Source organism: Streptomyces sp. AF1A, assembly GCF_047340315.1.
Taxonomy (GTDB): domain Bacteria; phylum Actinomycetota; class Actinomycetes; order Streptomycetales; family Streptomycetaceae; genus Streptomyces.
Genome location: NZ_JBLEBI010000088.1, coordinates 1 through 26,518 on the forward strand (window position 1 = coordinate 1; position 26,518 = coordinate 26,518).

General features: G+C 68.8%; 24 protein-coding genes and 1 pseudogene. 19 read left to right on the plus strand and 6 right to left on the minus strand.

Annotation, left to right across the window (positions count from 1 at the left end; translation table 11 throughout):
• The 7 genes and pseudogenes from ACLU3S_RS22245 to ACLU3S_RS22275 form a co-directional block, all read left to right on the plus strand.
• Nucleotides 1-653 (plus strand): annotated as a pseudogene (locus ACLU3S_RS22245) (hypothetical protein); the annotation flags it as partial.
• Nucleotides 654-882: 229 nt separating this feature from the next.
• Nucleotides 883-1,842: an NAD-dependent epimerase/dehydratase family protein gene (locus tag ACLU3S_RS22250; RefSeq protein WP_413953684.1), complete on the plus strand. Its 960-nt coding sequence runs from the start codon at nucleotides 883-885 to the stop codon at nucleotides 1,840-1,842.
• Nucleotides 1,830-2,579, plus strand: coding sequence for a spherulation-specific family 4 protein (locus ACLU3S_RS22255; protein ID WP_413953685.1), 750 nt, complete (start codon nucleotides 1,830-1,832; stop codon nucleotides 2,577-2,579). The genes ACLU3S_RS22250 and ACLU3S_RS22255 overlap by 13 nt, the downstream gene beginning before the upstream one ends.
• A 63-nt stretch (nucleotides 2,580-2,642) precedes the next feature.
• Nucleotides 2,643-3,821 carry an adenylyltransferase/sulfurtransferase MoeZ gene (gene moeZ, locus ACLU3S_RS22260; RefSeq protein ID WP_413953686.1) on the plus strand — a complete coding sequence of 393 codons (1,179 nt, stop codon included), beginning with the start codon at nucleotides 2,643-2,645 and terminating at the stop codon, nucleotides 3,819-3,821.
• A gap of 1,367 nt (nucleotides 3,822-5,188) precedes the next feature.
• Nucleotides 5,189-6,283, plus strand: coding sequence for a serine/threonine protein kinase (locus ACLU3S_RS22265; RefSeq protein ID WP_413953687.1), 1,095 nt, complete (start codon nucleotides 5,189-5,191; stop codon nucleotides 6,281-6,283).
• Nucleotides 6,283-6,828 carry an ABC-three component system middle component 2 gene (locus ACLU3S_RS22270; RefSeq protein ID WP_413953704.1) on the plus strand — a complete coding sequence of 182 codons (546 nt, stop codon included), beginning with the start codon at nucleotides 6,283-6,285 and terminating at the stop codon, nucleotides 6,826-6,828. Before ACLU3S_RS22265 ends, ACLU3S_RS22270 begins: the two co-directional genes overlap by 1 nt.
• A gap of 24 nt (nucleotides 6,829-6,852) precedes the next feature.
• Nucleotides 6,853-8,985: a hypothetical protein gene (locus ACLU3S_RS22275; RefSeq protein WP_413953688.1), complete on the plus strand. Its 2,133-nt coding sequence runs from the start codon at nucleotides 6,853-6,855 to the stop codon at nucleotides 8,983-8,985.
• Between the two features lie 374 nt (nucleotides 8,986-9,359).
• Here the strand turns inward: ACLU3S_RS22275 and ACLU3S_RS22280 are convergent, their stop codons facing one another.
• Genes ACLU3S_RS22280 through ACLU3S_RS22290 form a run of 3 tightly spaced genes read right to left on the minus strand, consistent with a single transcriptional unit; the run spans nucleotide 9,360 to nucleotide 10,616 of the window.
• A complete protein-coding gene (locus tag ACLU3S_RS22280) occupies nucleotides 9,360-9,740 on the minus strand; it encodes a hypothetical protein (RefSeq protein WP_413953689.1) in 381 nt (126 codons plus the stop codon).
• A complete protein-coding gene (locus tag ACLU3S_RS22285; RefSeq protein WP_413953690.1) occupies nucleotides 9,734-10,162 on the minus strand; it encodes an ATP-binding protein in 429 nt (142 codons plus the stop codon). Before ACLU3S_RS22285 ends, ACLU3S_RS22280 begins: the two co-directional genes overlap by 7 nt.
• 46 nt (nucleotides 10,163-10,208) lie before the next feature.
• The gene (locus ACLU3S_RS22290) at nucleotides 10,209-10,616 is read right to left on the minus strand and encodes an NUDIX hydrolase (RefSeq protein ID WP_413953705.1); all 408 of its coding nucleotides are present in this window, start codon (nucleotides 10,614-10,616) and stop codon (nucleotides 10,209-10,211) included.
• Between the two features lie 109 nt (nucleotides 10,617-10,725).
• Between ACLU3S_RS22290 and ACLU3S_RS22295 the strand changes: the two genes are divergently transcribed.
• From ACLU3S_RS22295 to ACLU3S_RS22340, 10 genes are all read left to right on the plus strand, one after another.
• Nucleotides 10,726-11,514 carry a GntR family transcriptional regulator gene (locus tag ACLU3S_RS22295; RefSeq protein ID WP_413953691.1) on the plus strand — a complete coding sequence of 263 codons (789 nt, stop codon included), beginning with the start codon at nucleotides 10,726-10,728 and terminating at the stop codon, nucleotides 11,512-11,514.
• 167 nt (nucleotides 11,515-11,681) lie between these two features.
• Nucleotides 11,682-12,038, plus strand: coding sequence for a hypothetical protein (locus ACLU3S_RS22300; RefSeq protein WP_030790247.1), 357 nt, complete (start codon nucleotides 11,682-11,684; stop codon nucleotides 12,036-12,038).
• Nucleotides 12,038-13,414: an FtsK/SpoIIIE domain-containing protein gene (locus tag ACLU3S_RS22305; protein WP_413953692.1), complete on the plus strand. Its 1,377-nt coding sequence runs from the start codon at nucleotides 12,038-12,040 to the stop codon at nucleotides 13,412-13,414. The genes ACLU3S_RS22300 and ACLU3S_RS22305 overlap by 1 nt, the downstream gene beginning before the upstream one ends.
• A 34-nt stretch (nucleotides 13,415-13,448) precedes the next feature.
• Nucleotides 13,449-14,069 (plus strand): DUF2637 domain-containing protein, encoded by a 621-nt coding sequence (locus tag ACLU3S_RS22310; protein ID WP_413953693.1) that lies wholly within the window; start codon nucleotides 13,449-13,451, stop codon nucleotides 14,067-14,069.
• Nucleotides 14,070-14,080: 11 nt separating this feature from the next.
• Nucleotides 14,081-14,272 (plus strand): mobile element transfer protein, encoded by a 192-nt coding sequence (locus ACLU3S_RS22315; protein ID WP_413953694.1) that lies wholly within the window; start codon nucleotides 14,081-14,083, stop codon nucleotides 14,270-14,272.
• A gap of 16 nt (nucleotides 14,273-14,288) precedes the next feature.
• Nucleotides 14,289-14,483 carry a hypothetical protein gene (locus tag ACLU3S_RS22320; protein WP_413953695.1) on the plus strand — a complete coding sequence of 65 codons (195 nt, stop codon included), beginning with the start codon at nucleotides 14,289-14,291 and terminating at the stop codon, nucleotides 14,481-14,483.
• Between the two features lie 25 nt (nucleotides 14,484-14,508).
• Nucleotides 14,509-14,754, plus strand: coding sequence for a SpdD protein (locus ACLU3S_RS22325; protein WP_413953696.1), 246 nt, complete (start codon nucleotides 14,509-14,511; stop codon nucleotides 14,752-14,754).
• Nucleotides 14,755-14,894: 140 nt separating this feature from the next.
• Nucleotides 14,895-16,196, plus strand: a complete 1,302-nt coding sequence (locus ACLU3S_RS22330; RefSeq protein WP_413953706.1) for a replication initiator — start codon at nucleotides 14,895-14,897, stop codon at nucleotides 16,194-16,196.
• Nucleotides 16,189-16,428, plus strand: a complete 240-nt coding sequence (locus ACLU3S_RS22335; protein ID WP_413953697.1) for a helix-turn-helix transcriptional regulator — start codon at nucleotides 16,189-16,191, stop codon at nucleotides 16,426-16,428. The genes ACLU3S_RS22330 and ACLU3S_RS22335 overlap by 8 nt, the downstream gene beginning before the upstream one ends.
• The gene (locus ACLU3S_RS22340; protein ID WP_413953698.1) at nucleotides 16,428-17,669 is read left to right on the plus strand and encodes a tyrosine-type recombinase/integrase; all 1,242 of its coding nucleotides are present in this window, start codon (nucleotides 16,428-16,430) and stop codon (nucleotides 17,667-17,669) included. The genes ACLU3S_RS22335 and ACLU3S_RS22340 overlap by 1 nt, the downstream gene beginning before the upstream one ends.
• Before the next feature lie 214 nt (nucleotides 17,670-17,883).
• Here ACLU3S_RS22340 and ACLU3S_RS22345 read toward each other — a convergent pair whose 3' ends face one another.
• The 3 genes from ACLU3S_RS22345 to ACLU3S_RS22355 form a co-directional block, all read right to left on the minus strand.
• A complete protein-coding gene (locus tag ACLU3S_RS22345; protein ID WP_413953699.1) occupies nucleotides 17,884-19,437 on the minus strand; it encodes an alpha/beta hydrolase in 1,554 nt (517 codons plus the stop codon).
• A gap of 133 nt (nucleotides 19,438-19,570) precedes the next feature.
• Nucleotides 19,571-21,115 (minus strand): alpha/beta hydrolase, encoded by a 1,545-nt coding sequence (locus ACLU3S_RS22350; protein WP_413953700.1) that lies wholly within the window; start codon nucleotides 21,113-21,115, stop codon nucleotides 19,571-19,573.
• 72 nt (nucleotides 21,116-21,187) lie between these two features.
• On the minus strand, nucleotides 21,188-24,079 hold the full coding sequence (locus tag ACLU3S_RS22355; RefSeq protein ID WP_413953701.1) for a lysylphosphatidylglycerol synthase domain-containing protein: 2,892 nt from the start codon (nucleotides 24,077-24,079) through the stop codon (nucleotides 21,188-21,190).
• Between the two features lie 177 nt (nucleotides 24,080-24,256).
• Here ACLU3S_RS22355 and ACLU3S_RS22360 point away from each other — a divergent pair, with 177 nt between their 5' ends.
• Both ACLU3S_RS22360 and ACLU3S_RS22365 read left to right on the plus strand, forming a co-directional pair.
• Nucleotides 24,257-24,652 (plus strand): MGMT family protein, encoded by a 396-nt coding sequence (locus ACLU3S_RS22360; protein ID WP_413953702.1) that lies wholly within the window; start codon nucleotides 24,257-24,259, stop codon nucleotides 24,650-24,652.
• A 257-nt stretch (nucleotides 24,653-24,909) separates the two neighbouring features.
• Nucleotides 24,910-26,518 (plus strand): ATP-dependent helicase (locus ACLU3S_RS22365; protein ID WP_413953703.1); only part of this gene is annotated, 1,609 nt, incomplete at its 3' end.

A 26,518-nucleotide genomic window follows, 5' to 3' on the forward strand; every position in this document is an offset into this window, starting at 1 on the left:
TGTCGACGCTCTGGCTGCTCGGCTACGCACTCCTCGGCGACGGCCTCCTCCACGCCGTGGTGACCGGCGGCCCCGACGCCCTGCCCACCGGCACCCCGGGAGCCTCCTGGCCCACGGCCACGGCGCCCGCCCTCGCGCTCACCCTGGCCTGCGCTCCCGCGGCCTGGTGCGCCCACCTCTTCGGCGCGGGCGCCCGCCGCAGGCTCGCCGGCAGCCGGGGCCTGGAGGACTTCACAGCCGCGGCCACACCGCTGCTGCTCGGCGTCTTCGCCCTGTTCCTCGGCGCGCTCACCGCGCTGCTCCTGCTGTGCGGTTCGGTGCTGCGCGAATCCGCGGCCTACCCACAGGCCGTCGGCCTGGGCGCGCTGCTCCTGCTCGCGCGCCTGCTCACCGTGCGCCGGCACCGGCACGCCCCCGCCGTCGCCCTCCGTGCCGCCGCCTGCGCGGAGGCGGCGGCGCCCGCCCTGCTCCTGGCCGGTCGGCTGCCCGGCTGCGGCTTCCTGGCGACGCCCGTGCGGACGCTCGTGGACGTCTGGGGCGAGGCCGCCGTCCCAGCCCTGGCCTGCGGCACCGCGGCCCTGGCCCTGCTGCTGCACGCCGGCCGCACCCTCACCCGGGCGTCGGCCCACGCGCCCACGGGAGCCCCCGAGTGAACGACGCGGCAGCGGGCCGCCGTTGCCCGCGGCGCGTGACGTCGCCGTGCGCCGGCCGGAGGCGCGGCGCCCGGCGCACCCCACAGGCATCGGCACCACCCCATGAAGGAGAACACCAGATGACCACCTCCCGACCCGGAGCGTCCGGAGCCACCGGAGCCGCCGGAGCGGCCGCACGAGCCCTCGCGCCGGCCCGTTCCGCCGGCGCGCACACCCCGGGAGCCGCGCGATGAGGGTCCTGCTGATCGGAGCAAACGGATACCTGGGCCGCTTCGTCGCCGACCGCCTGCTCGCCGACCCGGCCGTCCAGCTCACCGCGCTCGGCCGCGGCGACGACGCCGACGTCCGCTTCGACCTCGCCACCGGCAGCCCCGGCGCGCTCACCCGCTTCCTCGACGCGGTCCACCCCGGAGTCGTCATCAACTGCGCGGGAGCCACCCGCGGCGGCGCCCGCGACCTCACCCGGCACAACACCGTCGCCGTCGCCACCGTCTGCGAGGCCCTGCGCCGCAGCGGCTGCGGCGCCCGGCTGGTGCAGATCGGGTGCAGCGCCGAGTACGGGCCCAGCCAGCCCGGCTCGTCCACGGCCGAGGACGCCGTGCCCCGCCCGGGCGGCCCGTACGGCGTCAGCAAACTCGCCGCCACCGAACTGGTCCTCGGCTCCGGCCTCGACGCCGTCGTCCTGCGCGTCTTCTCGCCGGCCGGGCCCGGCACCCCGGCGGGCTCCCCGCTCGGCCGCCTCGCCGAGGCCATGCGCCGCGCCATGCAGTCCGGCGACGGCGAACTCAAGCTCGCCGGGCTCGGCGTCCAGCGGGACTTCGTCGACGTGCGCGACGTCGCCCGCGCCGTGCACGCCGCCTCGCTCTCCGCCGCGCAGGGCGTCATCAACATCGGCTCCGGCCGCGCCGTCCGCCTCCGCGACGCCGCCGCCGTCCTCGCGCGCGTGGCCGGGTACGGCGGCGCCATGCACGAACTCGACGCGCCGCCCGGCCCGCTGCGCAGCGCCATCGGGCACCCGCGCGCCGAAGCCGAGCACGCGGTTCCGGTGGCGTACCCGTACCCGGACGGCTGCGGCAGCTGGCAGCAGGCCGACGTGCGCACCGCGCGCGACCGGCTCGGCTGGCGGCCCCGCATCAACCTCGAAGAGTCCCTGGCCGACATCTGGATGGAGGCGGCATGCCGCATCTGACCAGCACCACCCCGGGCGGCACGAGCACCGGCCTGCGCACCGCCCTCGGCGTCCCCGGTTACGCCCACCCGCTCGTCGCGCCCGAGGAGTGGGCCGCGCTCGCCCGCCCCGGCACCCCGCTGGACTGGGTCGTGCTCAACGTGGCGGGCGGCCCCGGCACCCGCCCCGACCCGCACTGCCTGGAGGCGGCGGGCCGGCTGCGCGGCGCCGGCGTGCGCGTCCTCGGCCACCTGGACCTCACCCATGGGATGCGCGGCTTCGGCGATCTGCTGGCCGATGCCCAGCGCTACCTCGACTGGTACCGGGCCGACGGATTCCTCCTCGCCCGCTGCCCCACCGAGCGTGCCGCGCTCCCCGAGGTCCGGCGGGTGATCACCACCCTGCGGACGATCAGTGACACCGCTCACATCGTCCTCGGGCACGGCCGCCACCCGCACCCGTCCTACGCCGAGAACGCCGACCAGCTGGTGACCTTCTCCGGCCCTTGGTCCGACTACCGCTGGTCGCAGGTTGCGGAGTGGACCGCCGACTACCCGCCCGACCGGTTCTGCCACTTCGTGCACGGCGTCCCCCGCGGCCACCTGGAGGAGGCGTTGCGCATCGCCCGCTGGCAGGGTGCGGCGACGATCTACTTCACGGACCGCTCCGATCTGCGCGGCCGCACCGACCCGTGGGAGACCATGCCCGGCTACTGGGACGAAATCGTCTCGCGCATCGGAACGGGTGTCTCGGAATGAAGAAGGGCGTGGCAGTGTTACCACAAGAACAACCGTAGTGATTGACCGACCAACGGAGTCCCCGTGTCGCTGCCACCCCTGGTCGAGCCAGCTCCTGAGCTCACCGTAGACGAGGTCCGCAGGTACTCCCGCCACCTGATCATCCCCGACGTGGGCATGGACGGGCAGAAGCGGCTGAAGAACGCCAAGGTGCTCTGCGTGGGTGCGGGCGGCCTGGGCTCGCCGGCGCTGATGTACCTGGCCGCCGCGGGCGTGGGCACCCTCGGCATCGTGGAGTTCGACGAGGTCGACGAGTCGAACCTGCAGCGCCAGATCATTCACAGCCAGTCCGACATCGGCCGCTCCAAGGCCGAGTCCGCGCGTGACACCGTCAAGGGCATCAACCCGTACGTGAACGTGATCCTTCACGAGGAGCGGCTCGAGGCCGACAACGTGATGGACATCTTCAGCCGGTACGACCTGATCGTCGACGGCACCGACAACTTCGCGACCCGCTACCTGGTCAACGACGCCTGCGTGCTGCTGAACAAGCCGTACGTGTGGGGTTCCATCTACCGCTTCGACGGCCAGGCCTCCGTCTTCTGGTCCGAGCACGGCCCCTGCTACCGCTGCCTCTACCCGGAGCCCCCGCCCCCCGGCATGGTCCCGTCCTGCGCCGAGGGCGGCGTGCTGGGCGTGCTGTGCGCGTCCATCGGCGCCATCCAGGTCACCGAGGCGATCAAGGTCCTCACCGGCACAGGTGAGCCGCTGGTCGGCCGCCTGATGATCTACGACGCCCTGGAGATGCAGTACCGCCAGGTCAAGGTCCGCAAGGACCCGAACTGCGCGGTGTGCGGCGAGAACCCGACCGTCACCGAGCTCATCGACTACGAGGCCTTCTGCGGCGTCGTCTCCGAGGAGGCCCAGGCGGCGGCCGCCGACTCCACGATCACTCCCAAGCAGCTCAAGGAGTGGATCGACGACGGCGAGAACATCGAGATCATCGATGTCCGCGAGCCGAACGAGTACGAGATCGTCTCCATCCCGGGCGCCAGGCTGATCCCGAAGAACGAGTTCCTCATGGGCACCGCCCTCGAGGGCCTCCCGCAGGACAAGAAGATCGTCCTGCACTGCAAGACGGGCGTCCGCAGCGCGGAAGTCCTCGCCGTCCTGAAGTCCGCGGGCTTCTCCGACGCGGTCCACGTCGGCGGCGGCGTCATCGGCTGGGTCAACCAGATCGAACCGCACAAGCCGGTCTACTGATCACCAGCCTCGCCGACCAGCGAGGCTGACGAAGCCCACGGCTCTGACCTCGTCGGATGCCGTGGGCTTCTGTCGTTGTCGGTTGGCGTTGGGTGGCCTCGGACGGCCCAGGGACGGCCCGGCTTCGCGCGCACTGACGCACCTTTTGGCGAACCTCTGCGTCCGCAGAAGCATCTCTGCTGAGATGCATCGGTGAGCGACTCACTGCTTACCGCGATCATCGCGGCACTCACCGCACTTGCGGCCTCGGGCATGACCTCTTGGTTGACACTCCGGGGCGTGCGTCACCAAGTGGAGGCACAGCGAGAAGTTGCAGCAAAGGATCATGCTGAGAGGCGGGCGGCGGAGGATCGGGCGACGCAAAAGAGCGCCTGTATCCAGTTCATAGAGACGGCCATCCGCTGCGCCGCTCTCATCCAAGAGACCCGACGACCGGGCATAGCCAACGACGAGTACCAAGATCGCCTCAGTGCGGCGCGAGACGCGTTGTCTGACCTGGTCCGAAGTCAAGCGGTGCTGAGCGTCGAGGGGCCCAGTAGCGTAGCTGTCGCTGCCACTGAGGCTCGCTGGAGCCTTGACCGCGAGTTCGCGGCGGCACGTGCCGAACGCATCGATGAGGCTACTACCGAAGCGGTAAATGCCGCAGGCGATGCCAGGCGGCAAGCTGTGGGTCGCGTTGGTCAGGCAGCCAGGCGTGCGTTCGGTAGTGACGACGGACCTTCGTTGGCTGCTCCTTGCGTAGCGTCCATCGCCTAACGGGGCACGCCGGTGACGAAAGTTGATCTGGCAGCGCGGCGCTGGCGCCGACAGGAGTACAGCCGGTTCCTGGGCAGAGACGTTGACACCCGCATTAGGAGTTCGATCCGGGCCCCGCCCGGCGGCGTCAGTGCGTGGTTGGGTCGCACGCCCTGGGCCGTGCATGGGTGTCTACGTCTGGCGCCGTTGATGTCACCTGCTGATGTCAACCCGCCGGCCTACGCGTCGTTGGGCAACTCCCGTGCCAGCTGGCGGGCTTCGGCCCCCAAGGTCCTTGAGACGGCCGTGGAACGCGTTGTAGCGGTTCTGTTCCAGGTTCAGCGGCAGGTCGAGTTTAGAGATGAGCGCCGAGTCCAGGGCCCACGGCTCGCCCTACTCGATCCAGCACCCTCGCGCGTACTCAGCCATCCACTCAGGCTGCCCAGACGCTCAGCTTGGGCGGTTGCGTTCGTGCACGGACTGCTCGGGCGCTCACCAGGGCGAAGGTGCCGCACGCAAGCCGCATGCGCGTGCGGGTCAGGCTGAAGTTCTAGGGACTGCAACGTCGTTGAGCCTATAGTCACGATAGGTTCAACGTGGCACACTGTCTGTATCGATGAGCTAAAAGATGTATGTCCGTTGCCGTCTGTTCGAAGCGAGTGATGCCGATAATGCAAGTTTCACTTCAGTCTTCCGGGCTCATCGATTTCAACATCCTGCGCGTCAGAGCTGCCTCCACCGATGGCGGCCGAGCAATTTTTGAGCGCATGATTCAAGACCTGGTCGGGGTCCGCTATCCGGAAGTTTCTACGGTCGAAGCGAACCCTGGAGACTGGGGAATTGACGCTTATGTCGGAGAGCTCTTCGAAGACGAGGTATCCGTTTGGCAGTCAAAGTACTTCATAGATGGTTTTAATAAATCCCAGCAATCTCAAGTTCGTGAGGCATACGAAAGTGCACTGAAGTCAGCGAAGGAACATGGCTACACGTTGGCCACGTGGACGCTTTGCATGCCATGCAATTTCGACGGACCTAACGAGCAATGGTGGAAAAAATGGAAGAAGAAGAAGGAAGGTGAAGACTCAGTCGTCATCGACCTTTGGAATGAAGCTAAGCTGAGAAGGCTGTTGATAGCAGAGGATGCCAGAGCCGTTCGGGAACAGTACTTCAATGCCATCGCCACTGTGCCTGCTGTGCCAACTCGGCCAGTAGTGACCTTGGAAGACCCGGAACGTTACGACGGCGCGCTTTTTGTGCGGCAAATGCACGAAGCCGGCATGTTTGCCTGCGATGAGGCGAAGGAAGAGTTCTTCAACGCTGAAATTCTTAGCCGAGAGATCGCAGATAAAGCCGTACCCGAAGAGATATCGGCCCTCGTGGACTCTCGCGCTGTCATAGCGTCTCTATGGTCACAACGTTTCAACAGTGCGCTCCAGGTGCATCCTGGGAGACAACCTCCGGGGCTTTATGAGCGTGTGATGGATGCAGTACGCGAGCATCACCCAGCTCTGCCCAAGGTGATTAGCTGCGGATTGATTCATGCCTTCGGACTCGTCCATCAGCGGGTCAACGATGGCAGGGCTGGCTGGGTTCGCGACTTCCAACAGATAGCCAAGCAGCATGCTGAGCACGCGACTTCCGGGACACCGGTGATGCCTTCGGGCGCATCCCGCGGTGATGCAATGACCGGAGATATGGCAGAACAGAAGGAAGGTGAAGCATCGTGATGTCGAATGACAGTCAGGTCAAAGATGGATTGGAGCCAGCCTTCCGGCCCGAGGATGACCCTGCTTTCCGGCTCGCTCAGCTACTGCTGCTGCTTGAGGTAATTCACTCCAATGGGTGGTCGGTGGGGCTAGATCGTCTAGGAATGCTGGACTTCTTTGCCGCTAATCCTTTCCTAATTATTGATGAGGACGATCCCGCCTACAAGCGACTAGTGCTAGCTGGCTTCGCGGCGAAACCTATTACCTATGCCTCACCCGGGCAACGCTTCGCAACGCGCCGTTCTAGGATCCAACACGATCTGTCGCTCCTAGTGTCGTACGCACTGGCGAAAGTGGAGGTTAAAGAGGGTTTTAGAACCTTTGCGATTACCCCTAAAGGGGTCGCCACGGCACATGAACTATGCAGCCTTTATGCTGACTCGTATCGTAACAGCGCCGAGGTGATCGGGACCCGCTTGCATCGCCTTTCAGATAAAAAGCTCCAGGAAAACTGCCGTACTTGGCTACGTGCGGATCCTGCACTGCTTGATCTGTATGGCAATTAAGAGCGTTATCGCGAGGAGACGACAATGCGCGAGTTCGGTATCCGTATCCTAGGGATTCAGCTGCGAGGCTACCGGAAAAACTATCTTGTAAATTTTTCAGATGGGTCGGGAAATCCTAATCCTCTCTCGATTATTGCCGGACAGATCTCTACAGGTAAGACGACAATCCTCGAATTCATTGACTACTGCCTGGGGGCGAGTAAGCACCCAGAGCATATCGAGGTCGTAGAGGGTGTTCACACAGCGCGTCTCGGGATTATGGCCTACGAGCCCGTCCCTGAGGTCGAGAGCGAATCAGACGCGACTGTAGATATCACATCTCTCGCTGATTCTCCCGACGCTATTCGTTGGGGGTTCCGGGAGGCACATTACGTCCTAGAGCGATCGATCGATGGTAGTGCCAATTCGGTGCGCGTCTTCAGTGGGACTCTTGAGGAAGCCACCGGTTTCCCTCGCTTGCTGTCGGTAGATATCTCGGCAGAGGACAATATTTCGAAGTTCTTGCTACAACTTTGTGGGCTCGACGGAATCCGTCTCCGTCAGGCTCCCACGAAGGCAGATTCCGTCACTCACGCTTTGAGCTTCAGGGATCTCGCGCCACTATGGTTTTTGACCAATACGCGGCTTGACAATAAGAATCTCACGCTTGAGCATCACCCCTTCAAGGCGAACAAGCTCCGTCAGGTCGTAGACCTAATGTTCGGCATCTACGACGAGGCTGGATCGGCGCTCAGCGAGCAGATTAATCAACTACGCGCAGAGCTCGCCGAAGAGAGGGCCGGGAGCAAAGCGCTTTGGGCCTTCCTCCGGGATCAGGGCATCACAGGTCCTCTTCAATTGGAAGAGCGATCAGAGCAGTGTGAAGCCGCCTTGCGGCGGGCGCAGAGAGATCTTGCTCAGCTCGATGAGCGTGCCGTGGAGCGAACCTCCTTTGCAGCGCAGCTGCGCGACGAATACCTGACGCGTTCGCAAGAGGCGCGCGAGGCCGGCGCTCGCCTCAGGGATAGGGAAACCTTGCTCAGGCGGCTCGTACCCCTGCGTGCCCAATACGCTGATGACGTCCGAAAACTGACGATGCTGGTTGAGGCTAGGAGACTGTTTGATCCTCTAAGCGTCAGCGTTTGCCCGGCTTGTGCGACTGAACTCGACGCCCCCGTATCTATTGAGGGCGACCAGTGCAGCCTATGTAGGTCGCACATTCCAGGCTTGGTGCATCACGCCCTCGGCTCCGTAAAAGATGGATCTCAGACTGGCGGGCTAAATGGCTACAAGCAGCCGGTAGAGGGAGAACCACAGGATGTCGATATAAGTAAGGAGCTGAGGAGCACCCAACGCCGTCTTAATGAACTCAAGGAGTATATCGAGAAAGTAGAGACAGAAATTCAACATGCCCGGAAAGTGAGCAGTGAGTCTGACGCGATTGCACTCTCTCTCCAACGCCAATTGGACTCAGTTACCAGAGAAGCCGTGACTCCGCTGTTGGCTGAAAGGGATAGGGTTGCCAAGGCGGTTAGCGATGCGGAAGCGGCGAAAAACACGGTAGCGCAGCAGCGAGCGATGCTGCAGTCTGTAGAGACAAAGGCTCAGCATGTAGATCTGCTGACGGGTAGGCTCGCCGAAGCCAATAGGAGACTGAGGGAGATTCAAGAGAATCAAAGGGGTCGAGAAGATCTCCTGGATGGACTTTCGCGGCGTTTTGGTGAAATCCTTGCTGACTTCGGCTTTCCAAAGCTTTCGGATGCCGAGATCGATCGACAACTGATTCCTCACGTTAGAAAACTTCGCTATGACCGTGTAGGGTCATCGGGTGCTTTGACTCTGCTCGCGCTCGCTTGGGAGCTTACGCTGTTCGAACTCGCTTATGAGGAAGAAGGTCGGCACCCAGGCTTCCTTCTCATTGATAGCCCACAAAAGAACTTGGCGCCGGAAGGTCGAAAGTCGAGTGACGCCGAAATCAGTGACTCTGTGGCTGGCCTTATTGTAAACAAGGTCTATGCTCACCTTAGGCGCTGGTTGAGTGGTGCGGGTGAAGGCGCTCAGGTAATTGTCGTAGACAACGTCCCGCCGACAGCAGTCGAACCCTTCGTGTGTATTCGCTTCTCCGGTGACCCTCAGAAGCCGCCGTACGGCCTCATTGATGATGCCACGAGTGTCTAAACGGGTGGATAGGCGTGCTGGCGGAAACGCGAGGTCGGCGGAACGGCTTTGGGGTGGCGCTGCTTTGGCGTGAGTGATCATGGCCCCGTAAGCTTCCGGCGCGTCGGGCAGTCTGTGGACCTGCCCGGTAAAGCACGACGTTGGGGCCATGATCTTCGAGGCTCGCGCCAAAGTGGCTCCGTAAAGCCGTGTAGCCGACCGCCCCAGCCACGACATACCCCTTCTCTGGCATCAGGTGGCTGATTGCTCTGAGCGCGGTACGGGCGCCGGCCGGGCTGGAGCGGGGCGGAGACATGAGCGCAGGCCCGGCCGGGGGCCGGGCCGCGCGCGGGGAGCGGAGCGAGCCGCCTTGAACCAGTAGAGAAAGTTGTAACTCAGTCCGTCGGGCGGGGCTTGAAGTCGTACGCGCACCCTGGGAGTTCGGCTGCCTGGCGGTGTGCGAGTGGCAGGAAGAGCACCGGTCGGATCGTCCATGTGATGCGGGTCTTGGCGTGGGTCACTGACACCGTGCACGGTTCGGCGCGCAGCAAGGCTCGTCGGGTCTCGATGCGACCCTCGTACAGCCACTCCCATGCCTCGTCGGATGCGTCCGCGTCCAGGGCTGGTGAGATCGTGCGGAGTGCGACGGCTACCCAACGGTCTGCCTGGGGTGCCGAGTAGGCGTCGAACGATGCCAGCAGTGCAGGCCCCCACTGCTCGGTCAGGTCCTCGGTCCAGCACTCGCACCAGTAGCCCCACTGGGACGGCTTCAGCATGGGTGGCCTCCCAGGCGGGCGTCCGCGTACAGCTCCGCGGTGACCGTGTGGCCCTGGTCGCTGTCGTGCACGACGACCCGGTGGGCGATGGCGCTGACCATGCCCAGCCCGCGGCCGTGCTCGGCGTCCTGGTCCTGGTGCCCGACCTTCGGGGCCGTGGCCGTACCGCCGTCGTCCGTCACCGACACCGCCACCACCTGAGCGGAGACCGCGACCGCCAGGTGGAAGCTGCCGTACTCCCGGCCGCTGGCCGTGTGGAGGATCGCGTTCGCGCTCAACTCGCTCACGATCAGTTCGGCGTCTTCGGCTAAGGGGGAGCCGCGCAGGATGTCGCGCGTCCAGCGGCGGGCCCGGCTCACTTCTTCGGGGAATCCTGGGCAACTCAGTCCCCAGACCCGAGCTGTACTCGTATACTCGTGCATACAAGTTCCTTCGTGCTGGTAGGCCGCCATGTGCAGCGGGTTCGGGCTAGACGAGTTTCACGCCGTCGTGGGCGCGGATGGCCGGCGGAGTCGTCGCGTCGAGTGCGTCCAGGACTCGGATCGCGTACGCCTCGTCGGCAAGCTCGGTGACCTCTTCGCGGGTGGCCCAGCGCAGTGCGCGGGTCTCGTCACCGGTGGTGGGCACACCGTCGGCGGCTTCACAGCGGAAGACCAGCGAGACGATCAGGCCCTTCATGTTCTTGTAGACGCCGGTTAGGGTCGCCGGAAGGGCGATCTTGATTCCGGTCTCTTCGAGGACTTCGCGCTGGAGGGCTTCCGGGATGGTCTCCTCGCGTTCGAGGATGCCGCCCGGCGGCTCCCAGTGGCCGTTGTCCCGGCGCTGGATCAGGAGGGCCCGGCCTTGGTCGTCCACGACGACCCCGGCGACGCTCACGGAGTGCGGGCGTTCAGTGCTCACGTTCCTCGGCCCTCTCGGCTGGCTAGGCTCTCCACCGTAGCAACAACACTCGCCCACTCGTCTAGATACCTAAAGGAGTACTCACGTGAGCCCTCTCCCTTCGGGCCTCCTCGGTGATCTCGACCCCACGAGCGATCGTGCGGTCTTCCGGCAGATCGCCGACCAGCTGCGCGAGGCCATCGACCGTGGGCGATTCCGCGAGGGCGAGAAGCTGCCCTCCGAAGCCGAGCTTGTCGAGCACTACGGAGTCTCCCGGATGACCGTCCGGAACTCCCTCTCCATCCTCACGGGCGAGGGACTCGTGCACGCCGAGCACGGCAAGGGCGTCTTCGTCCGGCCGCGTCCCCCGGTACGCCGACTCGCCTCCGACCGGTTCGCCCGGCGGCACCGCGAGCAGGGCAAGTCCGCCTTCATCGTGGAGGCCGACGCCGCCGGCAGCCATCCCACGGTCGACAGCCTGGAGGTCAAGGAAGAGAAGGCCAGCCAGGACATCTCCACCCGGCTCGGTTCGGTGCGGCGCGTCCTCGCCCGTCGGCGCCGGTACCTCCTCGACGGGCGGCCGGTCGAATTCGCCACCTCCTACCTCCCGCTCGACATCGCCCGCGGCACCCCTATCGCCGAGCCCAACCCCGGCCCCGGCGGCATCTACGCCCGCCTGGAAGAGCTGGGTCACCGCCTCGACCACTTCGAGGAAGAAATCCGCGCCCGGATGCCCTCGCCCGCAGAGGTGAAGACGCTCCGGCTGGCCGCCGGCGTGCCGGTCATCCACCTCATCCGGACGGCCTTCGACACCGAGGGTCGGGCCGTCGAGGTCTGCGACACGGTGATGGCGGCGGACGCGTACGTCCTGTCGTACCAGCTTCCTGCGACCTGATCATCACGATTTGCGGTGGTGCGCGGGGACGCTTCTCCGAACTCGTACACCCCAACACGCTTACTCGTATAGACGAGTGGGCAAGTTGTGTGGCAAGGTGAGTACGCGATCCCGATCAAGGGATTCGCAGAACCCATCTTGTATAGACGAGTAGATAGGAGTGTGCCTTGCGCACCATCCGCGTGGAGACCTCCGGAGCGACGATCCTCCTCACCGAGGCCCCCGAGCCGAAGGTCCGCGACCGGCAGACCGGCGAGATCGCCAAGGACGCCAACAGCGGTGAGGCGCTGATGACCATCGGCGTCGTCTACATCGAGGACGGCGAGTCGTCGCTGATCAAGGTCACTGTTCCGGAGGGCGGCATCTCCGAGGGGCTGACTCTCGGGGCGCCGGTCTCGCTGCCGGGCCTCGTCGCCCGGCCCTGGGAGTCCGTCTTCAACGGCCAGCAGCGCCACGGCATCGCCTACCGCGCTGCCGCTGTCACTCCGGCTGCCTTCCCGGCCGCGACCGGGGCCGCCGCCTGATGTCCGGCCTGACGACGCTTCTGGAAGTGGGTGGTCCTGTCGCCGCACTCGGCGGCGGGGCCGCCTACGCCCGGGCGAAGCACCCGGCGGCGTACTGGTCCACGGTCGGTCTGCCGGTGTCCACGGTCCGGTTGCTCAGCTCGTACGGCTCGGTCATGGAGGGGTGCGGCCTGACCGTGGCACCCTCCCGGCTGCGGGTGCTCGCCGTGAAGGCCATGACGCAGCGCGAGGTTCGCCCCGTACCGCCGCGTCGGGGCCTCATCCGGCCCACCACGACCGGGCTGCGGATACGCCTCCGTCTGGCGCCGGGCCAGGAACCCGCCGACGTCGCCGCCTCGGCCGAACGGCTACGGCACGCGTGGGGCGTTCACGCCGTGTACGTCACCACCGTCAAGCCGGGGGTCGTCGAGCTGCGGCTCGTGGGTTACGACGTCTTACGGCGGGTGCGTATGCCGCGCAAGATCGCGGGCGGCTTCCTGAAGGTGCCGGTCGCACTGCGAGAGGACGCCACGCCGTTCGTCCGCGACTACCGCACCATCCCCCACCAACTCACCCTCGGTGCCACGCTGTCCGGCAAGTCCATGTACCTGCGGCACCTCATCGCCGGACTCGCTCCTCAGCCGGTCGCCCTCGTCGGCATCGACTGCAAGCGGGGTGTCGAGCTGGCTCCCTTCGCGCCCCGGCTCTCCGCACTCGCGACCGACCCGGAACAGGCGGCTGAACTGCTGCCCGTGCTGGTCAAGAAAATGGAGGACCGCTACGACCTGATCAAGGCCCGACAGGGCATCGCCCCCGGCACCCCGGACGAGGAAATCACCTCCGACATCTGGGGCCTGCCCGAGCACGAACGCCCGGTGCCCGTAGTGCTGTTCGTGGACGAGGTGGCCGAACTCTTCATGGTCGCCACAAAGAAGGACGAGGAACGGCGCGACGAGATGGTCACCCAGCTCATCCGCCTCGCCCAGCTCGGCCGCGCCGCCGGCATCTACCTGGAAGTGTGCGGCCAGCGCTTCGGCGCCGAACTCGGCAAGGGCGCCACCATGCTCCGCGCCCAGCTCACCGGCCGCGTCTGCCACCGCGTCAACGACGAAGCGTCCGCCAAGATGGCCCTGGGCGACATCGCCCCCGAAGCGGTCTCCGCCGCCTGCTCCATCGCCCCGGAACGGCCTGGCCTGGCCGTGGCGGGCGACACCTCCGGCGGCTGGTCCCGCATCCGTACGCCGTACCTCTCCCTCGGCGACGCTGCCAAGACCTGCCGCGAGTCGGCCCACCTGGTGCCCGACCTCCCCGCCCTGAAGCCCTTCCGGCCCGACGTGCCCGAGCATCCGGTCGAGAGCACGCGGCCGGTCGTCCTGCCGCACCCGGTCACCGACTGACCTTCCCCTGCCCGACTCCGGAAGGAGCCGCATCATGCGTGCCCACCTGGCCCGCGTCGACGCGGTGCTCGTCCAGGCGTTCATCGCTGCCGCGCTGTCCTTCGCCCACCTTCACGACGTCGCCGTGGCCGCCGGACAGGACGGATGGAAGGCGTGGGCCTACCCCGTCTCCGTCGACCTGCTGCTGGTCGCCGCCTGGCGTCGACTGCGCTCCGGGCACGGCAAAGCGGCGGCCTGGTGCTGGTTCGTCATCGCGCTCGCCGCCTCCCTCGGTGCCAACGTCGCCACCGCCGGCCTCCTCGACCTCGGCAACGTCCCGGCCTGGCTGCGGATCCTCGTCGCGGGCTGGCCCGCAATCGCCTTCCTCGGCGGGACCCTCCTCGCTCACACCGCGCCCAAGACGGACTCCGAGCCCGAGGTCATCGAGGACCAGGAGGACGAGCCCGAAACCGCGCCCGAGTCACCTGCCCAACCGGCCATCGAGGCACCACCGCAGCCCTCGCCCGTACCCGTCCCGTCCGCCCTGGTCCACCACGCCCGCAAGGTCGCCGCCGAGCACCAGGCACGTACCGGCGTCCCAATCGACACCCCCACTCTCCGCGCCCGCCTCGGCGTCCCGGCCCCGATGGCCGAAGCCATCGCCGCCCACCTCTGAGAGGAGACCCCGTGTCCGCCAACCGCAGCTTCCGCAACGTCACCCGCATCGGCCCCGTTCAGGTCGGCACCGCTTACGACAGCCGGGGCCGTGAGAAGCACACCGCGGCCTGCACCGCCCCGCGCTGCGGCTTCTCCGCCGCCTACGACAGCCGCGCCGCCGCCGAACTGGCTGCCCGCACCCACCGCTGCCCTGTTCGCTGAAAGGACCCGGACAACCGTGACCGTCAGCCTGCCGCTCGTCGTCGTCCTCGGCTTCTTCGTCTGGGGAGCGATCAAGTTCCTCGGAGTACGCACCTGGATCGTCGTCCTGATCGCCCTCTTCGGCTTCTGGCTCTCGCACACCTTCCTGGCTCCCGCCATCGAGTCCGGCACGCGCTCCGGCGTGAGCGTCGTAAACGGCTCACATACCTAGACGAGTAGATAAGGAGACGCCCGCTGTGTTCCTGCCCAAGTACCCGGACAGCCCCACCCCGCCGCCCGCCCACACCCACGCGCCGACCGACCCGGCTCCCGTCCGGCGCGGCCTCCCGTCGCTGCCCGTGGATCAGAAAACGGTCGCGACGGTGCTCGTCGCCGGGGTGGTCCTCACCGCGCTCCTGACCGCCGTCGCCGTCACGGCCATATCCGTGGCTGTCGCCGCTGTCGTCGTGCGCTCCCTGCTCCGCGACCAGTACCGGCGCTGACCAGCCGAACCGCACCCGGGGCGGCCACGACACGGCCAAGCATCCGGCCGCCCCGGGCCATCGCTCCTGACCGATCCAGTCAGAAGGAGATCGCCATCTTCACCCGCACCACCCCGCCCCCGCTCCCGGAACTCGCAAGGCTGGCCGAAGGCGGCACCCTGCCCGGTATCCTCCGGCAGCTCTCCGGGCTCGGCGGTTGCACCAACCCGATCCGCCTCGACGGCCACCGCACCGAGTACGACATCGACACCACCACCGGTGAAGTCGGCCGCGTCCTCCACCACCTCGACTCGACCGCCCTCCCGGCCGGCCAACTCCTCGTCCGCTGCAACAACCGCCGCACCACCCGCTGCCCGGCCTGCGCCGAGGTCTACCGCCGCGACACCTTCCACCTCATCACCGCCGGACTGCGCGGCGGCAAAGGCACCCCGGAACACGTCGCCGCCCACCCCCGCGTCTTCGCCACCTTCACCGCCCCCGGCTTCGGCCCGGTCCACAACAGCCGCACCGACGGCCGCCCCTGCCGCTGCGGCACCCACCACGACCAGGACGACGACGCCCTTGGTACCCCGCTCGACCCGGACACCTACGACTACGAAGCGGCCGTCCTCTGGAACGCCCACGCCGGGCAGCTCTGGCGGCGCTTCTCCGTCTACCTGCGCCGAGAGGTCGCCAAGCGGGCGGGCCTGTCGCAGCGCCGGTTCCGCGAGCACGCCCGCGTGTCCTTCGCGAAGGTCGCCGAGTACCAGAAGCGCGGAGCCGTCCACTTCCACGCGGTCATCCGCCTCGACGGCCCCAGCGGAGGAGACACCCCGCCCCCGCCATGGGCAACGGCCGAACTCCTCACCGACGCCATCGAGGCCGCCGCTGGCAAGGTCCGCGTCGACGGCCCGGTCATCGACGGCCGCGCCCACACCTTCGCCTTCGGCCGACAGCTCGACGTCCGCACCATCCGCTCCGCCGACTTCAACGACGGCCAGGAGCTGACCGAGCGAGCCGTAGCGGCGTACATCGCCAAGTACGCCACCAAGGGCGCGGAGACCGCGACGGGAGCCCTGGACCGACCGCTGAAGTTCGCCGCCGAACTCGCCCAGCTCGACATCAGTGACCACGCCCGCCGCCTCATCCGAACCGCCTGGACCCTCGGCGCGCGCAAGGACCTGGAACACCTCCGCCTGCGCGCCTGGGCCCACATGCTCGGCTTCCGCGGCCACTTCTCCACCAAGTCCCGCCGCTATTCCACGACGCTCGGCGCCCTCCGTGACGCCCGCGCCGAATGGCGCCGCGCACAAGCCGCAGCAGCCAACGGCCCGCAGACCGGGACGACGTACGTCCTCGCCCACTGGGTCTTCGCCGGCACCGGCCTGTCCGACGCCGAAGCCTGGCTTGCCGCATCCCTCGAACCCGCCCCCGGAACGGAAGGAGAGCCCACCCATGGATAACCGTCGCCTCGCCATTGCGGACGCGTCGACCGCTCAGCGGGTTCTGCCCGAGCGGTACCTCACGCCGGAAGACCTAGTGACGATGTTCGACCTTCCCAGTGTCGAGACCGTCTACCAGTGGCGCCGCAAGCGCACCGGTCCTCGCGGATTCAGAGTTGGCCGGCACCTTCGGTTCGACCCGGTGGATGTACGGGCGTGGGTGGATTCCCAGCGTAAAGGGGTTGCCGCCTGATGGCCGGGCACATTCAAGACCGCTGGTACAAGACTGAGGTCGGACCGGACGGCAAGACGCGCAAGGTCAAGACCGACCGATACGGCACGGGGATGCGCTACCGCGCCCGCTACATTGGCCCGGACGGCACCGAGAAGTCCAAGAGCTTCCCGGACCGTCAGAAGCGGCTGGCTGAGCAGTGGCTGTCGCAGATCGAGGCGGACATGGCGCGCGGGCAGTACATCGACCCGCAGGCCGGACGCGTAACCGTTCGGCAGCACGCGGAACGGTGGTTGGCTTCGCTCACCATGGACCCCGGTACCTTCGTGGGCACTGAGCAGCGCATCCGCCTGCACGTCTTGCCCTACCTGGGCAGCCGCACACTGGGCTCACTGCGACCGACGCACATCCGGGAGTGGCTGCGGAAGCTGCATGACGGGGGAGTGGCGCCCGCCTATCAGCGGGTGATCTTCGCCAACCTCTCCACCATGCTGACAGCGGCCGTCGACGACCGCCTGATCCCCGAGAACCCCTGCCGGTCCTCGTCTGTCCGCGCGCCGAAGCTCGACCCTCGTCGGATTGTCCCCTGGCCGCGCGAACGCGTTCTCGCGGTTCGTTCAGCGCTGACCGAGCAGTACCGGCCCATGGTGGACCTGGCCGGTGGATGTGGCCTGCGTCAGGGTGAGGTGCTGGGCCTGGCGGTGGAAGACGTGGACTTCATCGAGGGCGTGATTCACGTCGTGCGGCAGGTCAAGCTCATCCGCAACCGGCCGGTGTTCGCGCCGCCGAAGGGAGCCAAGGAGCGTACGGTTCCGCTGCCCGAGAGCGTTGCTCGTTCGATCGAGGAGCACATCAGCCAACATCCGCCGGCCTCCGTGACGCTGCCTTGGCGCGCTGTCGACGGGCCGCCAGTGACTGCGTCCTTGATCTTCCACCGGGACCGGGGCCGCCCCCTCAACCGCAACGACTTCAACCGCGGGGCCTGGCGCCCAGCCCTCGAAGCAACGGGCGTCCCTCTCGGCCGGGCGAGCGGAATGCACGCCCTGAGGCACTTCTACGCCTCCGTCCTCCTCGACGCGGGCGAGAGCATCAAGGCCCTGTCCGAGTACCTGGGCCACCACGATCCGGGCTTCACACTCCGGACGTACACGCACCTGATGCCCAGCAGCGAGAAGCGGACCCGCGAGGCCGTGAACCGGGCCTTCGCGGACGGCCAGGACACCGATGACGGCCCCACGACGGCCCACGGGGAGGGTCCATAGAGGAAAGCGGCAGGTCACACGGCACACCGCCTGACTTGCCGGTCTACTGACCACGGCTCCCGCCCACCAGCGAGGCTGACGAGGCCCACGGCTCCGAACTGCTCGGGTGCCGTGGGCTTCTGGCGTCGCCGGCCGGAAACGGTCGGCCACGGCCACCCGGGGCCGCGGCCCGTGGGCGCGGCGCGCCTCAGGGCGCGGCGGGTGGACGGTGGCGTCAGGAGCAGACCTTGCCGTCCTCCGGGACCGTCCCGTCGAGCAGGTAGGCGTTCACCGTCGAGTCGACGCAGTCGCTGCCGTTGCCGTACGCGCCATGGCCCTCGCCCTTCCAGGTCAGTTCGACGCCGACGCCCTTGCCGAGGGCGTCGGCCATCCTGCGGGCGCCCTCGTACGGCGTGGCCGGGTCGCCGGTGTTGCCGACCAGGAGGATCGGTGCCGCGCCCGGTGCGCTCACCTGCGGGGTGTCGGACTGGCCCGGTACCGGCCAGTCGTGGCACCAGCCTGCGGTGTCCCAGCCCAGGTAGTCCCCGAAGACCGGCGAGATCCGCTCGAACCGTGCCAGCCTCTGCCTGGTCTCGGCGACCGTCGGCCGCTGCCTGTCGTCCAGGCACGATATGACCCGCTGGGAGTGGGACGTCGTGCCGTAATGGCCCGCGGAGTCCCGCTCGTTGTAGTCGTCGGCGAGCGCCAGCAGTTGAGAGCCGTCGCCCTTCTGCGCGGACGCCAGGGCGCTGGTCAGCCTCGGCCAGCCGGCCTCGCTGTACAGCGGCAGGACGATCCCGGTGACCGCGAGGGTCTGGGTCAGCTTGCGTCCCGACGACGTGGGCAGCGGCCTCGCATCGAGACGCTTCAGCAGGTCCGCGATCTTCCGCGAGCCCTGTGCCGGGGCCTGCCCGGTGGACTTCAGGTAGTCGTCCAGCGCCCGCTGGAAGCCGCGGGCCTGGTTCTCCGCGTGGCCCACCGTGTCCGCGGTCGGGTCGACCACCGCGTCCAGGATCAGCCGCCCCACCCGCCCCGGGAACAAGTGCGCGTACACACCGCCGAGTTCGGTGCCGTAGGAGATGCCGAAGTAGTGCATCTTCGGGTCACCGAGGACCTGGCGCATCAGGTCCATGTCGCGCGCGGTGTCGGTGGTGGAGACATGGGCCAGCAGCGGGCCCGCGGCCTTTCGGCAGCCCTGGCCGAAGTCGGCGGCGTCCTGCAGATACGCCTTCTCCTCCGCGGGGGTGTCCGGAGTGGCGTCCACGTCCTCGGCTGCCGCGATCTCCCGGTCGCTGCGGCAGCGGACGCCTTCGCTGGCGCCGACCCCGCGCGGGTCCCAGCTCACCAGGTCGTAGCGTGCCCGGAGTTTCGAGACGGTGGCCGCGTAGTACGGCATCGTCGACACGCCCGAGCCGCCGGGGCCTCCGAAGTTGAACAGCAGCGAGCCGATGCGGTCGCCTCCGGTCGCCCGCGCGCGGATGAGGGCGAGGCCGATCGTCGTTCCGTTCGGCTTGGACCAGTCCAGCGGCACCTTGAGCGTGGCGCACCGCCAGTCGCCGCTCGGGGCCGCGGAGTTCCCCGTCGCCCTGCACCGGTGCCAGTCGAGGCGCTGCGCGGTGAGGGAGGCGGGCAGGTCCGTGGCCGAAGACGGCGAACCCGGCGGGGGAGCGGCGCTCGATCCCCCGCCCGCATCGCCCTTTTCGTTCCCGCCCCCGTCCGACGAGCTGACGCACCCGGCCAGCAACAGTGCCGCGGCCACGGCGGCCGTCCACCGCAGGAATCGCACCATGTGCACCCCCCTCACAGGCCCTTCGCTTCGTGCCGCGCCGGGCGTCCAGGCCATGGTAGGCGTAGCGGCCCGAGCCCATCACAGCCTGTGGATAACTCGCCGATCTGCGTATTTCCGGGGTGGCGGCCGGGTTTCAGGAGCAGACCTTGCCGGCCTTCGGCTCCGTCCCGTCCAGCAGGTAGGCGTTCACCGCGCCCTGCACGCACTTGTTCTTGCTGTCGTACGCTCCGTGCCCCTGCCCCTTGTACGTCAGCTCGACGGCGACGCCCTCGCCGAGCGCCTCCACCATCTTCCTCGCGCCCTCGTACGGGGTGGCCGGGTCGCCGGTGTTGCCGACGACGAGGATGGGCGCCGACCCGTGCGCACTGACGTCGGGATGGTCGGCGGCGCCCGGCACCGGCCAGTCGGTACAGCTGACCATGCCCCAGGCCAGGTAGTCCCCGAACAGCGGGGAGGCGGCGCGGAACTCGGGCAGTCGCCGCTCGACGAAGTCGGCGGTGTACCGCGGCTTCTGGTCGGCGCAGTTGATCGCCGTGTTCGCCGCGACGATGTTGCTGTACTCGCCGTTCTCGCTGCGGCCGTTCATCGAGTCGGACAGCAGCATGAGGATTCTGCCGTCGCCGTCGTACGCCTGCTCCAGGCCCTCGGTGAGGTACTCCCAGAAGTCCTTGGAGTACAGGGACTGCGCGATGCCGTTGGTCGCCGCGGTCTCGGTCAGCTGCCGCGGCACGATTCCGGGAATCGGCTTCTTGTCCAGGTCGTGCAGCAGTTGTGCGATGCGGGCCTCGACGTCCTGCGGGGTGTCCCCGATCGGGCACTCCGTCGTTTTGGACGTGCAGTCCTCGGCGAAGTTGTCCAGCGCGAGCTGGAAGCCCCTGGCCTGCCCGAGCGCGCTCTGCTCGGGGTTCTGCGTCGGGTCGACGACGGCGTCGAAGACGGCCCGGCCGACGTTCTTCGGGAACAGATGGGCGTAGACGCCGCCGAGTTCGGTGCCGTAGGAGATGCCGAAGTAGTACAGCTTGTCGTCGCCCAGGACCTGCCGCATCAGGTCCATGTCACGAGCCGCGTCGGTGGTGCGCACATGCGGCAGGATCCGCTGGGAGTTCTTCTCGCAGGCGGCGTTGAACTGCTTGGTGCGCTCGATGAGCTGGGCGCGTTCGGTGGCGTCGTCGGGCGTGGCGTCCTGCTGGAAGTACGCGTCGAGCTGGGCGTCGTTCTTGCATTCCACCGGATCGCTGCGACCGACCCCGCGCGGGTCGAAGCTGACCAGGTCGTAGCGGGTACGCAGAGTGGCGTAGTCCCCGCCGAACGCGGGCAGCGTGGTGACGCCGCTGCCGCCGGGACCGCCGAAGTTGAACACCAGCGAGCCGATCCGCTTGCTCGGCGGGCCGCTGGCCCTGGCGCGGATCAGCGCGATGCCGATGGTGTCCCCTTTGGGCCGGCTCCAGTCCAGGGGCGCCTGCATGGTGGCGCACTCCCACCTGGTGCCGTTCGACAGCGGGGGCGGAGCGGAGCCGCCGCCCTCCGCCTCGGACGGGGCGGAGCAGTCCTTCCAGTCCAGCTGCTGCGCCGTGAGGTCCGCGTTCTGCGTGTCCTTGCCGCATGCGGACAGCGGCGCGGCCAGCAGCACGGCGGTCGTGGTCAGGACAGCGGCACGCAGCCGGAAGGGAGTGGCCATGCTTCCATCCTGGGGGCGTGCGCGCCGACCCGCTCGGGGCGCGGGCCGTACGAGGTACGCCGCCGCCCGCTGCTACATGGCGCCCTTGCGGGTCAGATGGTTGAAGGCGAGCCAGCCCGGCAGCACCGGCAGCCACAGCGTCAGCAGGCGGTACAGCAGGACGGCCGGCGCGGCCACCTCCTTGGGCAGGCCGACCGCGATCAGACCGACGGTGAGGGTGGCCTCCACCGCGCCCACGCCGCCCGGGGTGGGCGCCGCGGACCCGAGCGCGTTGCCGGCGAGGAAGACCACGGCGACGCTGGCGATGCTCAGCGAGGTCGAGCCGTCGCCGAACGCCCGGATGGAGGCGTCCAGGCACATCACGAAGCAGAACGTCAGCAGCAGGATGCCGCCGATGCCGGTGACCAGCTTCTGCGGCCGCTGCAGCACGTCGAGCATGCGGGGCACGACACCCGCGAACAGCGACCTCACGCGCGTGACGAGGAATTTCCGCAGGAACGGCACCGAGGTCACCACGAGCACCAGAACCGCCACCGTCAGCAGACCCGCGATGACGGTACGGGACGGTGACAGGGACGGCGTTTTCTCGGTGCCCGTCAGGTAGCCGAAGGACAGCAGCATCAGGATGTGGCACCCGAGCCCGGCCAACTGCGACGCGCCCACGCTCGCCACCGCCAGCCCCGGGCGGACGCCGGCGCGCTGCAGGTACCGCGTGTTGAGGGCCACACCGCCGACGGCGGCCGGTGCCACGATCTTCACGAACGAGCCGGCCACCTGGGCCGCCACGGCCCGCAGGAACGGCACCCGCTCCGGCACGAACCCGACCAGCTGCATCGCCGCCGCCACATAGCTGAGCGCCGAGAACAACGCGGCCGCCAGGACCCAGCCCCACTGGGCGTTGGCGACGAGCGGACCGAACTCGATGTGGGTGAGCTGCGTCAGCAGGAAGTACGCGCCGATGGCACCGGCGATGAAGCTGATCAGGGTGCGCGGCCGCACCCGCTCGAGGCGGGCCGGCTCCACGGGCGCCTGCGGCCTGATCCGCAGCACCTGGTGGCGGATCTGGGTGAGCAGGTCCTCCTCACGGGCTTCCTCGAGGGCCTCGTCGATGGCCCGCTTCTCCGCCCGTGCCTGCGCGCGTACGGCCTTCTTGTCGGCCTTCCGCAGGGCCTCCGCGTCTTCGCCGGCCCCTTCCGGCCGGACGGGCCTGGCCTGCCGGGACGCTTCCAGAACCGCTTCCCGTTCGCGCTGGGCGCGTTCCCGGGCCAGTTTGCGCAGCGTCGCGCGCGTGGAGCGGGTCAGGGCGATCGGCTGCAGGAGCGGCAGGCAGTCGGCGACCGCGTCCGGGCCGAGCACCCCGACCGCCGAGGCCACCGCGCGCTCGGCGCCGACCCGCAGGCCCAGCGTGGTGAGCAGCTGCGCCACGTCCATGCGCAGCAGCAGGTCACCGGCCGCGATCTCGCCGCCGCGCAGCTCGGTGAGGATCACATTGCCGGAACGATCCACCAGGATCGCGTCACCGGCCAGCCTGCGGTGCGCGATACGCCGCGACTGCAGGGCGCGCACCTGCTGCCAGGTGTTGCGCAGCAGCTCGTCGGTGATCTCCTCGTCGGGCAGCGAGTCCAGCGTGCGCCCGCCGGTGTGCTCGTAGACGAGCATCACCGCGTCCGGGCCGAGTTCCGAGGTGGCGATGAGCTTGGGCGCGTTGGCACCCGCCGCGATCGCCGCGTACGCCAGCAGCGCCTCCTGCTCCAGCGCCTGGCGCAGCGACTGGAGGCTGGAGCGGGTGGCGAAGCCGCGCAGGGTGAGATTGCGCCACGCCCGGTAGTAGAAGCCCTGGGCCTGCTGCTCCCGGTCGACGACCGTGACGTCCAGCGGCGGGCCGTCCTCCAGGGTGACGAAGTAGCGCCGGCCCCGGTCGCCGTTCTCGCTGTCGACGACCTCCTCGCGGGCCGTGCTGACCGGGTGGAAGCCGACGTGCCTCAGGCCGGCCATCAGTGTCTGACCGGTGGGACGGACGTTGGGGGAGCCGACCGCGTACAGGGTGCCGTAGGCGATCGTCCAGCCGATCAGCACCGTCAGGATGATCGAGAAGGGGGTCGTGTAGCCGGTGACCAGCATCGAGAACGCGTCGAGCAGCAGCACGATCCACAGCACCGCGCGCCATCGGGGTCTGCGGGACATGCCGACGGCCGTCATGTAGGCGATGACGGGTGCCAGATAGCCGTGCACCGGGTCGGTCAGGGCGTGGACGTCGCCCGGCGAGGGCTGGGTGAGCGCCTCCTGGATCGAGCCCGGGGCGGCTCGGGCGACCCACAGGTCGGTGGCGAGCGTCACTCCGTGGGCGAGGACCGCCGCCAGGACGCCGTCGGCGATGCGCAGCCCGTCGCGCTTGATCAGCCGTTCGATCGCGAAGGCGACGGGTACGAGGAGGATCGCGATGCTGGATGCCAGCCCGGCGAACCTGATCAGCAGGTCGGGGGCCTGTCCGGTGCCCTTGTTGATGTCCTGTTCGAGGCCCGAGGTGGTGCCGTGCGCGAACGCGGCGATCGCGAGCAGCACGGCGATGGCGAGCAGGCCCACCAGGAGCCGCATGAGGTCCGGGGGGCGGTGCACGCGCGCGGGGAGCAGCGGTTCGTCGCTCTCCAGCTGCGCCGCGTGCGGGTCGTCGTCGGCGCCCGCGGCCCGGTCGGCCGACGGCGTCTGCGGGAGGTGCTCCACTTCGGCCGCGGAGTCGTCGTCACGCGCGCGTGTGACGGCCGGGTCCTGCTCGCGCCCGCGGGCGCCGTCCCTGTCCTGAGCCACGGCGTGGTCCCCCTGCGCGTGCGTGCCGTCGGCCGTGCCCGGAGCGGTGTTTCCCTGGTGCGCGCCGGTGTCCGCGCTGCCCGTGCCGGCGGGGCCGGGGCGTGCGGCGCCGTCAGGGGTGCCCGCCCCGCCCTCGGGGTGCACGCCCTGCTGTTTCATGGTCTCTTCTTGGTCTCGTATCACCAGTCACCGCCCGCACGATGGTGGCATGCCCCACCGACACACGCGGGCATCAGGGTGCGGATGCGCGGGCGCACAGTCTGCCGGAAGCGCCGTCCCGGGGCGAGAGGGCCGGTGCCTGCGCTCCGCGCCGTGATGTCGGCGGGGTGCGGCAGGATGGGGCGAATGAGCGAGCAGAGCCCTGCCGAAAACGCCCGGGAGACCCACCCGGACGCCCTGCCGGAGTACGCCGAGCGGGTCCTTCAGGTAGCCGAGCTTATTCCGCCGGGGCGCGTGATGACGTACGGCGACGTGGCAGAGTTCCTGGAGGAGGGGGGACCGCGCCAGGTCGGCCGTGTGATGGCCCTCTACGGCGGCGCCGTCCCGTGGTGGCGCGTCGTACGGTCCGACGGGGTGCTGCTGCCCGGGCACGAGCTGCGCGCACTCGCGCAGTACCACGCCGAGGGCACGCCGCTGAAGGAGGCGAGCAGGACCGCGGAGGGCCACCTGCCGCGGCTCGACATGCGGCGGGCCCGATGGGACGGCGGCACGGGCGCGGAACATCACACCTGACAGCTTCGACCCTCGGACACCGCCTGGGAGCACCTGTAACCCGTACGGGGGACACGAGGCACGTCCGTGGCATGACGTACGTTCGTGAGACGAGGGGCCGACGTGGCCGCAGTGCCGGGAGGGAAGAAGCGGAAGTCCTGCTTCCGACCGGGGCGGCGGCGTAGCGTCGGCGGCACGCGTCCCCCTCACCCCGCGGCCACCGCCTCGCACATGTGACCGCCTGCCCACCAGCACGACCACCAGGACCGGCCAACCACGTGAGCTCCTCTTCCTCCACCAGGCGCCTGCCGCACTCCCCGGTGCGGCAGGGGAGTCGTGGCGCTTACCGGCTGGTCCGTACCCCGCCGCCAGCCGTGGGCCCCCCTCCTCTGGACGCAGCTCAGCGCGCCGTGGTTGACCACCGCTCCGGACCGCTCCTCGTCCTCGCAGGTCCCGGCACCGGCAAGACCACCACCCTGGTGGAGTCCGTCGCGGCCCACATCGCCCGCGGCGGTGACCCGGAACGCATCCTGGTGCTGACGTTCAGCCGCAAGGCGGCCGTCGACCTGCGCGACCGCATGGCCCTGCGCATCGGCGCGGCCCGCGCACCCCGGGCCACCACCTTCCACTCGTACTGCTACGCGCTGGTGCGCGCCTACCAGGACAGCGCCCTGTTCGCCGAGCCGCTGCGCCTGCTCTCCGGTCCCGAGCAGGACGTCACGGTCCGCGAGCTGCTCGCCGGCCAGCCCGAGCTGGAACGGCTCGGGCTGACGCACGTGCGCTGGCCCGACGAACTGCGTGCCTGCCTGACCACGCGCGGCTTCGCCGACGAGGTACGCGCCGTGCTCGCCCGCAGCCGCGAACTGGGCCTCGGCCCGGACGCCCTCGACGCCTTCGCGCACCGGATCGGCCGCCCGGACTGGCGGGCGGCCGCCGCCTTCCTCGCCGAGTACCTGGACGTACTCGACCTGCAGGGCGTGATCGACTACGCGGAACTCGTCCACCGCGCGGTCCTGCTCGCCCACCGCCCCGAGGTCGCCGCCCAGCTCGCCGCCCAGTACGACGCCGTGTACGTCGACGAGTACCAGGACACCGACCCCGCCCAGGTACGCCTGCTGCACGCCCTGGCCGGCGGCGGACGCCACCTGGTCGCCTTCGGCGACCCCGACCAGTCGATCTACACCTTCCGGGGCGCCGACGTGAACGGCATCCTCGACTTCCCGACCGCCTTCCCGCGCGCGGACGGCCGCCCCGCCCCCGTGGCGGTGCTGCGCACCTCCCGCCGCTCCGGCGCCGCCCTGCTCGCCGCCACCCGCCTGATCACCCAGCGCATGCCGCTTCCCCGGCTGCCCGCCGACAAGGTCCGCGCCCACCGCGCGCCGACCGCCGTACGGGACGGCGGCCGCGTCGAGGTCTACACGTATCCCACCCAGGGCACGGAACTGGACAACATCGCGGACATCCTGCGCCGCGCACATCTGGAGGACGGCGTCCCCTGGACCGACATGGCCGTCCTGGTGCGCGCCGGGTCCCGCGCCCTGCCGACCCTGCGCCGCGCCCTGACCTCGGCCGGCGTCCCGGTGGACGTCGACGGCGACGACCTGCCCCTGCGGCACGAACCGGCGGTCGCACCCCTGCTGACGGCCCTGCGAGCGGTGGCCACCGCGGAGGCGCACCGGCCGCAGGCGCCGGAGGAGGGCGAGGACACCCCCTGGCTCGACACCGAGACCGCCCTCATCCTGCTCGCCTCGCCCCTCGCCGGAATGGACCCCGCCGACCTGCGGCGCCTCGGCCGCGCCCTGCGCGAGGAGGAGCGAGCCGCCGGCAACCCGCTGCCGCCGCCCTCCGACGAACTCCTCGCGCGGGCGCTCGCCGAACCCGAGCGCC